Origin of the sequence: Gordonia sp. (in: high G+C Gram-positive bacteria), from assembly GCF_047600385.1 — a bacterium.
Classification (GTDB): Bacteria; Actinomycetota; Actinomycetes; order Mycobacteriales; family Mycobacteriaceae; genus Gordonia.
On record NZ_JASGKZ010000001.1, the window covers coordinates 3,355,741 to 3,368,432 of the forward strand.

Consider the following 12,692-nt stretch of genomic DNA (forward strand, 5'->3'; position numbering starts at 1 on the left):
CGGGCCGCGAGTTCGCGTCCCGCCGCCCGGCACCGCGCCGGATCCCACTCCGGGTCGACGATCCGCGGCACGACCTCGACGACGCCCGCGGAATCGTCCGCCCGTCCCCGCGCCGACACGCGCCCGCCCAGCCAGCCCGCGATCAGCATGGACAGCGGCGGCGCGGGGGCGTCGTCGACGGCATCGCGGCGCAGTCGTACCGGGACCGGGACGCCGTAGGCGCCGAAGTCGCCCGTCGACGCGCAGCCGGACGGATCACCCGGCCGGTCGCCGATCCCGAGCGCCCACCAGCGGGTCGAGGCCGCCGCCAACGACACCCCGGCGTCGACCGCCGCGGCCCGCACCGGCTCGGTGTCGACCGCGGCCGGACCGGCGAGTTCCGGCACCAGCAACGGTGCACTCGGGACCACTGCGATCTCTGCCAACACGGCCACGACGCTACCCCGCCGCTCCGACAAGTCCACGCGTCGGTCACACCGCGGGCGGTGACCTGCTTGAATGAACAACGGAATTCACGAACCCGGGCAGCGGGATCGCTCGGCAGAGCCGATCCACACGGGTTCCGGCAGCCGTGACGCGCGGCGCGACGACTGAAGGGCGACCCCCATGAGCACTCCGATCGAGCCCACCTCGACCCCGAATCCGGCCCCCGGCCCCCGTCCGGGTCCGCGCCCCGGACCCCGGCCCGGCCCCAAACCCGGACAGAAACCGCCCGTGGCGGTCCATCACGTGGACGTCGGCGACCCGCACGCGTTCGGCCGGATCGACGACGACGGTGCGGTGTGGCTCAAGACCGCCGACGGCGAACGTCAGATCGGTTCGTGGCAGGCCGGAACCAGGGAGGAGGGCCTCGCCCACTTCTCCCGGCGCTTCGCCGACCTGGCCACCGAGGTGGAGATCCTGGAGGAGCGGCTCGACGCCCACTCCGGCGACCCGCACAAGACCCAGACCGCCGCGGCGCACCTCCTCGAAGGACTGCCGGACGCCCAGATCCTCGGCGACGTCGACAGCCTGCGCGACCGTCTCCAGCAGATCGTCGACCGGGCCGGAGCGCAGACCGGAGAGGCCAAGGCCGAACGCGAGGCCGCTCGGGCCGCGGCGATCGCCCGCAAGGAGGAGCTGGCCGCCGAAGCCGAGCAGATCGGCGCCGACTCCACCCAGTGGAAGGCCGGCGGCGACCGCCTCCGCGCCATCCTCGACGAGTGGCGGACCATCCGCGGCATTGACCGCAAGACCGACGACGTCCTGTGGAAGCGCTACTCGCGGGCCCGCGACGCCTTCAACCGCAGGCGCGGCGCCCACTTCGCCGACCTCGACCGCGAACGCGCCGGCGTCAAAGCCCGCAAGGAGGAGTTGATCGCCCAGGCCGAGGCCCTCTCGTCCTCGACCGAGTGGGGGGCGACGGCCGCCGCCTACCGCGATCTGCTCGCCCAGTGGAAGGCCGCCGGACGTGCCCCGCGCGACGCCGACGACGCCCTGTGGGCGCGGTTCAAAGCCGCCCAGGACGTGTTCTTCGCCGCCCGCAACGCCGTCAACTCCGAGCGCGACGCCGAGTTCGGCAAGAACGCCGAAGAGAAGCTGGCCCTGCTCGCCGAGGCGGAGAAGACCATCGACCCGGGCGCCGACCTGGAGGCCGCACGCCGCGAGTTCCGGCTCTTCCGCGACCGCTGGGACGAGATCGGCAAGGTGCCCCGCGACCAGATGCACTCGTTGGAGGGCCGCGTCCGCGCACTCGAGAAGAAGATCCGCGACGCCGAGGACGCCGCCTGGTCGCGCACCGACCCGGAGGCCCAGGCCCGGGCCGCCCAGTTCGCCGAGCGCGCCGCCAAGCTCACCGAGCAGGCCGAGAAGGCCGCGGCGGCGGGCAAGGACCGCGACGCCGCGAAGTTCCGTGAGCAGGCCGCGCAGTGGACCGAATGGGCCGAGGCGGCCAAGACCGCGATCGACGAGCGCTGACTCGACGACACCGGCCGACGAACGACGGAGGGCGCCCCGATCCGGGGCGCCCTCCGTCGTTCGTCTGGTCGTCGTCCGTGTCCCGGATGACCGGGGGACTCAGCTCTCGCCCGGATCGACGTCCGGGGCGTCGTCGCCGGAACGCTCGCCCGGGGCGCCGGCGTTCCGCGGCGCCGAGCGCTTCCGTCTCGACGACTGCTTCTCCCGCAGCGCCGAGTAGAACGCCTCGGCGATCGCGGCCTGCTCGCGGCGCTCGGTCTCCAGCGCCATGTGGTAGGCGCTGCGCGCCCACACCACCCGCGACCAGTGGAAGGTCAGCACGATCGCGGTCAACCAGCCCAGGATCAGACCGGCACCCGGACCGCTCGGCGGCTCGATACCGCCGACGCCCACCGTGTTCCGCGTCCAGATCGCCAGCATGCCCGCCACCGACGCCACCGCGCTGCCGCACAACGCGACCCACGCCAGCACCCAGCGCCGGGTCAGCAGCGCCAGCATTGAGAAACCGATCCCGAACACCGCGAGCAGCCACGTGAAGATCTGCGACGGCAACGCGATCCGCTGCGCATCCGCGGTCTCCGACATCGTGAGCACGTCGATACCGGTGGCGTCACCGGCGTGCGGAAGCACCAGCGAGAGCAGCGCGACCATCACCAGCGCCGCGACCACCACCGCCCGGACCCCGGGATCGATCTCACCCGCCACCTTCCGTTCAGCGCTCCGCAGATCCTTCTCGTAGGCGCGCAGCGTCTCCCGGTCCTGCCCGGCGGTCGTCGCACCCCCGACTCGGTCGTTCTCACTCATCGGCTGTCCACTCCCCTTCTCTGCGGGACCGCGCGCTGCGCTCCCGGCATCAGAATCCTGCGACCCGCTCGCTGCGCTCCCGGCGTCGGTCTCACGCGACCCGCTCGCTGCGCTCCCGGCGTCGTCGGCCCCGTCGCTCATCCGCATGCACCGCCGCCGCACGCGCCCACCGGTTCGGCCGAGACCGGTTTGCGTCCCAGGGTCGGCAGGCCGAGGCCCACGCCGACCGGTGCGGTGGTCGGGGTCGCGCCGCGTTCGTGGGCGTCACCGGCCCGGGTACGACGATGCGCGGTGATCCCGCCGTCGGCGACCAGATGGTGCGGCGCGGCCTCGGTGATCACCGAATGCACCACGTCGCCCGGCCGGATGGCCGCGGCCGCGAGCTCGGCGCCCTGCGCGCCGGGTTCGCTCGCCGCGGCGTTCGGCCGGAAGTGCACGAGCCGTCCGTCGCGGGCCCGGCCCGTCATCCGGCCGGTCGCCGAACTCTTGCGGCCCTCGTCGGCCACCACCAGCAGTTCCGCCTCGGTGCCGACCAGCTTGACGTTCTCCTCCAGGCAGATCCGCTCCTGCAGCGCGATCAGCCGCTGGTAGCGGTCCTTGACCACCGCAGGCGGCACCTGCTCGTCCATCGTCGCCGCCGGGGTGCCCGGCCGCGGCGAGTACTGGAAGGTGAACGCGCTGGAGAAGCGGGCGGCCTCGACCACCTCGAGGGTCTGCTGGAAGTCCTCCTCGGTCTCCCCCGGGAAACCCACGATGATGTCGGTGGTGATCGCGGCGTGCGGCATTGCCGCGCGCACCCGCTCGAGGATCCCGAGGAACTTGGTCCGTCGGTAACTGCGACGCATTGCCTTGAGGATCCGGTCCGAACCGGACTGCAGCGGCATGTGCAGCTGCGGGCAGATGTTCGGCGTCTGCGCCATCGCCTCGATCACGTCGTCGGTGAACTCGGCCGGGTGCGGCGAGGTGAACCGGACCCGCTCGAGGCCCTCGATGTCACCGCAGGCCCGCAGCAGTTCGCCGAAGGCGCCGCGGTTGCGCGGCGTGTCCGGATCGGCGAACGACATCCCGTAGGCGTTCACGTTCTGCCCCAGCAGCGTCACCTCCAGCACCCCCTGCTCGACGAGCGCCTGGACCTCGGCCAGCACGTCGCCGGGACGGCGGTCGACCTCCTTGCCCCGCAGCGACGGCACGATGCAGAAGGTGCACGTGTTGTTGCAGCCCACCGACACCGACACCCAGCCCGCGTAGGCGGACTCGCGTTTGGCCGGCAGCGTGGACGGGAACGCTTCGAGCGAGTCGAGGATCTCCACCTGGGCGTCGTCGTTGTGCCGCGCCCGCTCCAGGAGCACCGGCAGCGAACCGATGTTGTGCGTGCCGAAGACGACGTCGACCCACGGCGCCCTCCGCAGCACCGTGTCCTTGTCCTTCTGGGCGAGGCAGCCGCCGACGGCGATCTGCATGCCGGGACGGCGCTCCTTGACCGGCGCCAGATGCGAGAGGTTGCCGTACAGCTTGTTGTCGGCGTTCTCCCGGATGGCGCAGGTGTTGAAGACCACCAGATCGGCCTCCGCATCCGGTTCGGCCCGCACGTAACCGGCGTCCTCGAGAAGACCCGAGATGCGCTCGGAATCGTGCACGTTCATCTGGCATCCGTAGGTGCGCACCGAGTACGACCGCTGCGCGTCCGTGACCTCGATGCCGACGCGTTCTTCCAGTGCACTGCTCACCCTTCCAGGGTACGGACGATGGCAAATCGACTGAAACCCACCGGCACCCGCGCGCATGCGCGTTTCCGTTCGATCAACCTTTGGCGAGTCCCCGGGACAGTGGCGACCCACCGCGTTAGGGTCACCAACCATGACACCATCGAGCGACACCGCCATGATCGCCATGAAGGGCGTGCAGAAACACTACGGCGACCTCCATGTCCTCCAGAACATCGATCTGGCTATCCCCCGCGGCCAGGTCGTCGTCGTCCTCGGGCCGTCGGGTTCGGGCAAATCGACCCTGTGCCGCACCATCAACCGCCTCGAACCCATCGACGACGGCGAGATCCGCATCGAGGGCGGTCTGCTGCCCTCCGAGGGCAAGGAGCTCGCCCGGCTGCGCGCCGACGTCGGCATGGTGTTCCAGTCGTTCAACCTCTTCGCGCACAAGACGATCCTGGAGAACGTCACGCTGGGCCCGATCAAGGTCCGCAAGATGCCCAAGGCCGACGCCGAGAAGCGCGCCGTCGAACTGCTCGAACGGGTCGGGGTGGCCTCCCAGAAGGACAAGTATCCGGCGCAGCTCTCCGGCGGGCAGCAGCAGCGCGTGGCCATCGCCCGATCCCTCGCGATGGCCCCCAAGGTGATGCTCTTCGACGAGCCGACGTCCGCGCTCGACCCGGAGATGGTCAGCGAGGTGCTCGACGTGATGGTCTCGCTGGCCCGCGAGGGCATGACCATGGTCGTGGTGACCCACGAGATGGGCTTCGCGCGCAAGGCCGCCGACCGCATCCTGTTCATGGCCGACGGCCAGCTGGTGGAGGACACCGATCCGGAGAGCTTCTTCTCCGCACCGAAGTCCGAACGCGCCCGCGACTTCCTCTCCAAGATCCTGGGTCACTGACATGGACATGACACGACGATCCCCGCGGCCGGGGCGCACCCGCGGCGGCCGGTCGCCCCTGCGCCGGATCACCGCGCTCACGGTGGCCGCCGGCGTCCTCGCCGCCACCGCCACCGCCTGTGGCAGCACCGGCCCCCGCGACCTCGAAGCCGACATCCGGTCCGGGAACGTGGTGCTCGGCACCAAGTACGACCAGCCCGGCCTCGGTCTGCAGAACCCCGGCGGCGCGATCACCGGCTTCGACGCCTCGGTCTCCACCTTCGTGGTGAACACGCTCGCCGACCGGATGGGCGTGCCGCACCCGGAGATCACGTGGAAGGAGACCCCGTCGGCGCAGCGCGAGACGTTCATCCGCAACGGCGAGGTGGACACCATCGCGGCCACCTATTCGATCACCGCCGCCCGGATGAAGGACGTCGCGTTCGCCGGGCCGTACCTGATCACCTACCAGGGACTGCTCACCCGCAAGGACGACGACTCCGTCCGCTCGCTGACGGACCTGGGCAACGGGAAGAAGCTCTGTTCGGTCACCGGCTCGACGCCGGCGCAGAACGTGAAGGCCCTGCTCCCGAACGTGCAGCTGCAGGAGTACGACTCGTACTCCTCGTGTGTGGAGGCGCTGCGCCGCGGCAAGGTCGACGCGGTGACCACCGACGAGATCATCCTCGCCGGCTACTCCAACCGCTGGAAGGACGAGTTCAAGCTCGTGCCCATGACCTACCCCGAAGACGTCTGCGTCAAAGGCAAGATCGACGGCGCCGAGGCCCTCGTCCTCAAGAAGTCCGGATCGCCGTTCTCCACCGAGCGGTACGGCATTGGCATGTCCAAGGACTTCCCGGGAGCCGTCGAGAAGGTCGACGCCGCACTCAAGACGATGATGGAGGTCCCCGCCGGAGGCGGCGTCTCGCCGTGGGAGAAGAGCCTGCGCGACGCCCTCGGCGACGAGACCGTCGACGAGATGATCACCCGCGCGAACGCACCGGGATCGGTGTACACGTTCGTCCCGCCGGTCGGTGACCTGAGCTTCGTCGACTCCGCGCCCACACCGTGCCCGGAAGGAATGAAATAGTGAGCGAACTCTGGCAAGAGATGGGGCCACAGCTGTGGCCCGCCTTCTGGGTCACCATCCAGCTGATGTTCTGGTCCGCCCTCGGCGCACTGATCTGGGGCATCCTGCTCGCCGCCATGAAGGTGTCGCCGGTGCCGGTGATGCGCGGCTTCGCGACGGTCTACGTCAACGTCGTCCGCAACACCCCCCTGACGCTGATCGTCCTGCTGTGCTCGTTCGGGCTGTACCAGAACCTCGGTGTGGCCCTCGCCGCCAACGACGCGGACTTCACCCAGAACAACAACTTCCGTCTCGCGGTCCTCGCCTTCATCCTGTACACGGCGACGTTCGTGTGCGAGACCCTGCGAGCCGGGTTCAACACCGTGCCGCTCGGTCAGGCCGAGGCCGCCCGCTCCATCGGGCTGGGCTTCTCGCAGGTCTTCGGGCTGATCATCCTCCCGCAGGCGTTGCGCGCGGTGATCGCGCCGTTGGGCTCGGTCCTGATCGCCCTCACCAAGAACACCACGATCGCCTCGGTGATCGGCGTGGCCGAGGCCTCGCTCCTGATGAAGGAAGACCTGGAGAACTTCTCCGATCAGATCCTCGTCATCTTCGCCGTCTTCGCGGTCGGTTTCATGATCATCACGCTCGCCGAGGGCGCCGCCTTCGGCTGGGCGGCCAAACGCTGGGCGGTGAAGCGATGAGTGCCAACGCAACAGTCCTGTACGACGCCCCCGGGCCCAAGGCCAGGCTGCGCAACAAGATCATCACGGTGGTCTTCGCGGTGGCGGTGATCGCGCTGCTGGCGTGGATCATCGCGGTGCTGGCGGGCAACGGCCAGCTGACCGCCGAGAAGTGGGAGCCCTTCGTCCAGTGGTCGACCTGGACCACGTGGATCCTGCCCGGCATTCTGGGGCACCGTCAAAGCGGCGGGACTCTCGATCGTCCTGGCGATCGCCCTGGGCACGCTGCTGGGGATCGGACGCCTGTCCGATCACGCCTGGGTGCGCACCGTGTGCGGAACCGTCGTCGAGGCGTTCCGGGCGATCCCGGTGCTGATCCTCATCTTCTTCGCCTACTACCTGTTCGCGGCGTACGCGCTGTTCCCGTCGTCGCAGCTGGCCTTCGCGGCGGTGGTCTTCGGTCTGACGATCTACAACGGTTCGGTGATCGCCGAGATCCTCCGGGCCGGCATCGAGTCGCTGCCGCGGGGCCAGACCGAGGCGGCCCAGTCGATCGGCATGCGCAAATCGCAGACCATGATGATCGTGCTGCTCCCGCAGGCGGTCACCGCGATGCTGCCCGCCCTCGTGGCGCAGATGGTGGTCGCGCTGAAGGACAGCGCCCTGGGTTACATGGTCGGCTACATCGAGGTGGTCCGGTCCGGGATCAAGTCGGCGTCGTACTTCGGCAACTACCTGCCGGCGTTGCTGGTGGTCGCGGCGATCATGATCGTCATCAACTTCGCGTTGACCGGTCTGGCGAACTATCTGGAGAAGCGCCTGCGCGGCGGACGCCGCAAGCGTGATGTCCCCGATCCCGACGTCGCCGACCTGCAGGCGATGGAGAACGTGCCGGGCTTCTCCGGCACCGAGCACCCGGAGAAGCCGAACCATCCGGATCGGCAGTTCTAGGTCCGGTTTTCCGTCCGGTCGTCACGACGACGTGTGGCGCCTCTGCTCGCTCGACGAGCAGAGGCGCCACAGGTCTGTCACGGGTGTGACATGGCTGGTGCAGAAGGTCACGACGCCGAGGCGGCCGCCTCCCGAAGGGTCTCGGAGACCACCGACGAGATCACGTCCGGCGGGAACCCGCGGCGCCCCAGGGCCCCGGACAGCCGCCGGTAGGCCTTGGCGCGGTCGTCACGATCGGTCAGGTCCAACGACGACGAGGCCAGCTTCTTCGCGGCCAGCGCCGCCGCCTGCGCACGCTCGTCCTCGGGCTCGACCGCGGCGAGCGCCTCCTCGATCGTGTGCGCCTCGACGCCCTTGGTGCGCAGTTCACGCCGGAGGGCCAGACGGCCCCGGCCCGAGTGGTGGTGCCGCGACTGGACCCACTGGTGGGCGAAGTCGGCGTCGTCGATCAGGCCGGACTCGGTGAGGCGGCGCAGCACGTCCTCGACGGTGTCCTCCTCGAAACCGCGCCGAGCGAGTCGTTCGCGGATCTCGGCGGCGCTGCGCGCCCGCACGCCCAGGAGCCGCAACGCGGCATCCCAGGCGGACGGACCCGTCGAGACCGCCTCGCCCCGGTCCGGCGCCTCACCGTCGCCCCGGCGGCGGGACCGCCGCCGGGGCGCGCGGGAGTCGCCGGTGCCGGAATCGTCGTCGGTCATCGGTCCGCTGCCGATCAGGTCAGAAGTCGACCGGGGCCGGGACCGGCTCGTCGACCTCGGAGAGGTTCGGGCCGATGCCGAGCTTGCTCTTGATCTTGAGCTCGATCTCCGCGGCGATGTCCGGGTTCTCCAGCAGGAACTTGCGGGCGTTCTCCTTGCCCTGCCCCAGCTGGTCGCCCTCGTAGGTGTACCAGGAGCCGGACTTGCGGATGAAGCCCTCGGCGACGCCCATGTCGATCAGCGAGCCCTCGCGGCTGATGCCGTGGCCGTAGAGGATGTCGAACTCGGCCTGCTTGAACGGCGGCGCGACCTTGTTCTTGACCACCTTGACGCGGGTGCGGTTGCCCACGGCGTCGGTGCCGTCCTTGAGGGTCTCGATGCGGCGCACGTCCAGACGCACCGAGGCGTAGAACTTGAGCGCCTTGCCGCCGGTCGTGGTCTCCGGCGAGCCGAACATGACGCCGATCTTCTCGCGCAACTGGTTGATGAAGATCGCGGTGGTGTTCGAGTTGTTCAGTCCGGAGGTCATCTTGCGCAGCGCCTGACTCATCAGCCGGGCCTGCAGACCAACGTGGCTGTCGCCCATCTCGCCCTCGATCTCGGCCTTGGGCACCAGCGCGGCGACCGAGTCGACCACCAGGATGTCCAGGGCTCCCGAACGGATCAGCATGTCGGCGATCTCCAGCGCCTGCTCACCGGTGTCGGGCTGGGAGACCAGCAGCGAATCGATGTCGACGCCCAGCTTCGCGGCGTACTCCGGGTCGAGCGCGTGCTCGGCGTCGATGAACGCCGCGGTGCCGCCGGCGGCCTGCGCACTGGCGACCGCGTGGAGTGCGACGGTGGTCTTACCCGAGGACTCCGGACCGTAGATCTCCACGATCCGGCCGCGCGGCAGACCGCCCACGCCGAGTGCGACGTCGAGCGCGACCGAGCCGGTCGGGATCACCTCCATCGGCGGACGACTGTCCTCGCCCAGCCGCATGACCGAGCCCTTGCCGTAGTTCTTCTCGATCTGCGCGAGAGCCAGGCCCAGGGCCTTCTCGCGATCCGGTGAGAGCGCCATGTTCTTTCCTTTATTCGTCTTCTTGCCAGCCATGCCTCACAAGGTAGCGGCACCCTCTGACAATTCCGTTCCGGTCTGCTGCGGCCGGTCGATCTTTAGACGCAGCAGCCCGCCGTGCGGTTCCCCTCCAGGATGATTGAACATGTGTTCGAATGCAAGTCGGAGGGCGGAGAAGACGCTCGACCGGCAGGAACCGGCAGGTGAGAGCGGTGCGGCGCCCGCTCTCACCCGGTGACGACGATCGGCGACGTCACCAGCGCTCCCGCGGCACGTCGAAGTCCCGGCACAGGGCACGCCAGACCTCGCGCGGGTCGACTCCGGCCTCGATCGCCTCGGCGCCGGTCCGGCCGCCCAGGTCGAGGATCACGTGGTCGACCAGCATCGCATCGGCGGTCCGCCGCCCGAACTCGTCGTACATGAACTCGGTGAACTCGGTCAGTCGCATTCAGCTCCTCCTCCGGATGTCGTCGTTGGGCGGGTCGTCGGCGCTCCCGGAGCGCACGTCGTCGAGCGCCCGATGCGCGACGGCGACGGGATCGACCGTCTGGCGCACCGTGTCCCCGATCCGGCGCGCCGCCGCCGCATACGACGGATCGGCCAGGATCGTCCGCACGGCGCCGGTGATCGCCTCGCGGGTCGCCGGGCGCACCGTGATCCCGGCGCCGGCCCGCTGCACCCGGCAGGCCAGCTCCCACTGGTCTCCCCCGCCCGGCACCGTCACCACCGGCACTCCGGCGGAGAGCGCCTTGGCGAGCAGTCCGTGACCGCCGCCGCAGATCACCAGGTCGGCCCGAGCCAGGAGACGGTCCTGGCGGCCGAGCCCGGAGACCAGGCCCGCGGGGACGTCGGTCGCTCCGGCGGGCGGTTCGAGCGCCGAGTACACGACACGGAGCGGGTCACGCGGGGCGAGGTCGGCCAGCGCGCCGAGGGCCGCCGGAGCCAGCGCATCACTGCCGGTCACCGCCGTCGACGGACAGACGACGACGAGCGGTCCGGCACCGTCGGGGACGTCGAACTCGTCGTCCGTCGGCTCGAAGAACAGCGGCCCGATCAGGTGGGTGCGGGCGGGCCAGTCCGGGCGCGGGACCTCCAGACCCGGCAGGGTCGCGACGAACCGCGCCGCGGGCCGGCTCTCCGGCGGCAACCCGATGTCGGCGCGGGCGGCCCGTCGCTGCGCCCGGCCGGTCGCCTCGGCGGGCGCGCTCAGCGCACGCAGGACCGCATCCCTGATCCGGCCGATCGGACCGGTCCCGACATCGAGCCCGGAACCGATCGGCGGCAGCGCCCGCGACTGGTCGTAGAGGGGATGCGACGAGAGTTCGATCCACGGCAGACCGAGGAGTTCCGCGGCCCAGCCGCCGGCGAGCGTGATCGAGTCGCCGACCACCAGATCGACTCCGTCTTCGAGCCAGCACCGGCGCCAGTTCCACCGCCATCCGGGCCGCGCGCGTGCTCAGTTTGGCGCCGGCGTCGGCGTCGTCCTCCCCGTCTCGCACGGCCAGCCCGGGGAGCGCGCGGACGGTGAGGCCGCGTCGTGCCGCGGCCTCCCGCCACCGGAGGCCGGTGTAGACGACGGCCTCGTCGCCGGCCGCGGTGAACGCCGCGGCCAGCCCCAGAGACGCGAAAGCGTGGCCGGCATCGGAGCCGGCCACGCACGCGACATGAATCAGTTGCCGGCCTGTCGCCGCGGGGCGGCCTGACCCTGCTGGGCACCGGCACCGGGCTGACCCGGGTCGATCTGCCCCTGCGTCCGCGGGGCGTCGATGCTCATGCTCTGACGGATCTGCTCGAGGCGGGCGTGACCGGCCATCTGGACGCCGGCCTGCTCGATCTCGGCCATCCGGCCCGCGACGCTGTCCTGCGCCAGCTCGGCGGAACCGAGGGCGGTGGCGTAGCGCTGCTCGATCTTCTCGCGCACCTGGTCGAGGCTCGGGGTGTTGCCCGGAGCGGTCAACTCGCTCATCTGGTTGAGCGAGGCGCTGACCTGCTCCTGCATCTTGGCCTGCTCCAGCTGGCTGAGCAGCTTGGTGCGCTCGGTCAGCTTGCCCTTGAGCTGCATTGCGTTGCGCTCGACGGCCTGCTTGGCCGACTGCGCCGCGTTGAGTGACTGGTCGTGCAGAACCTTGAGGTCTTCGACGTTCTGCTCGGCGGTCACCAGCTGCGCCGCGAACGCCTCGGCGGCGTTGGTGTACTCGGTCGCCTTGCGGGTGTCGCCCGCGGCGGCGGCCTGGTCGGCCAGCGTCAGCGCCTGCCGCACGTTGCCTTGCAGCCGCTCGATCTCCTCGAGCTGGCGGTTGAGGCGCATCTCCAGCTGACGCTGGTTGCCGATGACCGCGGCGGCCTGCTTCGACAGGGCCTCGTGCTGACGCTGGGCGTCCTCGATCGCCTGCTCGATCTGGATGCGGGGATCGGCCTTCTGATCGATCTGGTCGTTACTCCATGCCGTCATATAGCGCCAGAACTTCACGAACGGATTCGCCATGGTCGGATTCTTCCCCTTCGGTGCGGACGAGTGATCGGTCTTGCGTGGTTCAGGCGGCGGCCAGCGTGCCGGCGGCGGGCTCGGTCGGCAGCACCTCGACGACCTGCGGGGTCATCACGCGGCCGACGTGGGTCAGCACCGTGCCGACCGGTGTCTCGAGCGCCTCGCAGATCGCGGCGAGCAGTTCGCTGGAGGCTTCCTTCTGCCCGCGTTCCACCTCGGACAGATACCCCAGCGACACCCGCGCCGAGGTCGACACCTCGCGCAGGGTGCGCCCCTGATCGGTCCGTAGCCGGCGCAGTTCGTCGCCGAGCGCTTCACGCAGCAGTAGTGCCAACGACCACTCCTCCTCGATGTCCACCGCGGCGCCGAGCGGCGCATCGCGGAAAGCCTGTCT

The 12,692-nt window shown here is 70.2% G+C and carries 11 protein-coding genes and 2 pseudogenes; 5 read left to right on the plus strand and 8 right to left on the minus strand.

Going from position 1 to position 12,692, the window contains the following annotated elements:
• Positions 1–606: 606 nt before the first annotated feature.
• Positions 607–1,956, plus strand: a complete 1,350-nt coding sequence (locus tag QM809_RS15155; RefSeq protein ID WP_415046552.1) for a DUF349 domain-containing protein — start codon at positions 607–609, stop codon at positions 1,954–1,956.
• A gap of 99 nt (positions 1,957–2,055) precedes the next feature.
• Here the strand turns inward: QM809_RS15155 and QM809_RS15160 are convergent, their stop codons facing one another.
• Complete coding sequence (locus QM809_RS15160) at positions 2,056–2,760, minus strand: hypothetical protein (protein WP_415046553.1); 705 nt, start codon at positions 2,758–2,760, stop codon at positions 2,056–2,058.
• Between the two features lie 137 nt (positions 2,761–2,897).
• Positions 2,898–4,487, minus strand: coding sequence for a tRNA (N6-isopentenyl adenosine(37)-C2)-methylthiotransferase MiaB (gene miaB / locus QM809_RS15165; RefSeq protein ID WP_415046554.1), 1,590 nt, complete (start codon positions 4,485–4,487; stop codon positions 2,898–2,900).
• A gap of 154 nt (positions 4,488–4,641) precedes the next feature.
• Between miaB and QM809_RS15170 the strand changes: the two genes are divergently transcribed.
• The 4 genes and pseudogenes from QM809_RS15170 (at position 4,642) to QM809_RS15185 (ending at position 8,052) form a co-directional block, all read left to right on the plus strand.
• Entirely contained in the window at positions 4,642–5,370 is a 729-nt protein-coding gene (locus QM809_RS15170; RefSeq protein ID WP_415047109.1) for an amino acid ABC transporter ATP-binding protein, read from the plus strand.
• 7 nt (positions 5,371–5,377) lie between these two features.
• Positions 5,378–6,439 carry a glutamate ABC transporter substrate-binding protein gene (locus QM809_RS15175; protein WP_415046555.1) on the plus strand — a complete coding sequence of 354 codons (1,062 nt, stop codon included), beginning with the start codon at positions 5,378–5,380 and terminating at the stop codon, positions 6,437–6,439.
• Positions 6,439–7,122 carry an amino acid ABC transporter permease gene (locus QM809_RS15180; RefSeq protein ID WP_415046556.1) on the plus strand — a complete coding sequence of 228 codons (684 nt, stop codon included), beginning with the start codon at positions 6,439–6,441 and terminating at the stop codon, positions 7,120–7,122. The genes QM809_RS15175 and QM809_RS15180 overlap by 1 nt, the downstream gene beginning before the upstream one ends.
• A pseudogene (locus QM809_RS15185) lies at positions 7,119–8,052 on the plus strand (amino acid ABC transporter permease). The gene QM809_RS15180 and the pseudogene QM809_RS15185 overlap by 4 nt, the downstream one beginning before the upstream one ends.
• 107 nt (positions 8,053–8,159) lie before the next feature.
• Here the strand turns inward: QM809_RS15185 and QM809_RS15190 are convergent.
• The 6 genes and pseudogenes from QM809_RS15190 to QM809_RS15215 all read right to left on the minus strand — a co-directional run bounded on the left by QM809_RS15190 (position 8,160) and on the right by QM809_RS15215 (position 12,632).
• Positions 8,160–8,750: a regulatory protein RecX gene (locus QM809_RS15190; RefSeq protein WP_415046557.1), complete on the minus strand. Its 591-nt coding sequence runs from the start codon at positions 8,748–8,750 to the stop codon at positions 8,160–8,162.
• A gap of 19 nt (positions 8,751–8,769) precedes the next feature.
• Positions 8,770–9,813, minus strand: a complete 1,044-nt coding sequence (gene recA, locus QM809_RS15195; protein WP_415047110.1) for a recombinase RecA — start codon at positions 9,811–9,813, stop codon at positions 8,770–8,772.
• Positions 9,814–10,063: 250 nt separating this feature from the next.
• Complete coding sequence (locus QM809_RS15200) at positions 10,064–10,258, minus strand: DUF3046 domain-containing protein (protein ID WP_415046558.1); 195 nt, start codon at positions 10,256–10,258, stop codon at positions 10,064–10,066.
• Positions 10,259–11,480, minus strand: a pseudogene (locus QM809_RS15205) (glycosyltransferase).
• On the minus strand, positions 11,480–12,295 hold the full coding sequence (locus QM809_RS15210; RefSeq protein WP_415046559.1) for a PspA/IM30 family protein: 816 nt from the start codon (positions 12,293–12,295) through the stop codon (positions 11,480–11,482). The pseudogene QM809_RS15205 and the gene QM809_RS15210 overlap by 1 nt, the downstream one beginning before the upstream one ends.
• Positions 12,296–12,344: 49 nt before the next feature.
• The gene (locus QM809_RS15215; protein ID WP_415046560.1) at positions 12,345–12,632 is read right to left on the minus strand and encodes a helix-turn-helix domain-containing protein; all 288 of its coding nucleotides are present in this window, start codon (positions 12,630–12,632) and stop codon (positions 12,345–12,347) included.
• Positions 12,633–12,692: the final 60 nt, after the last annotated feature.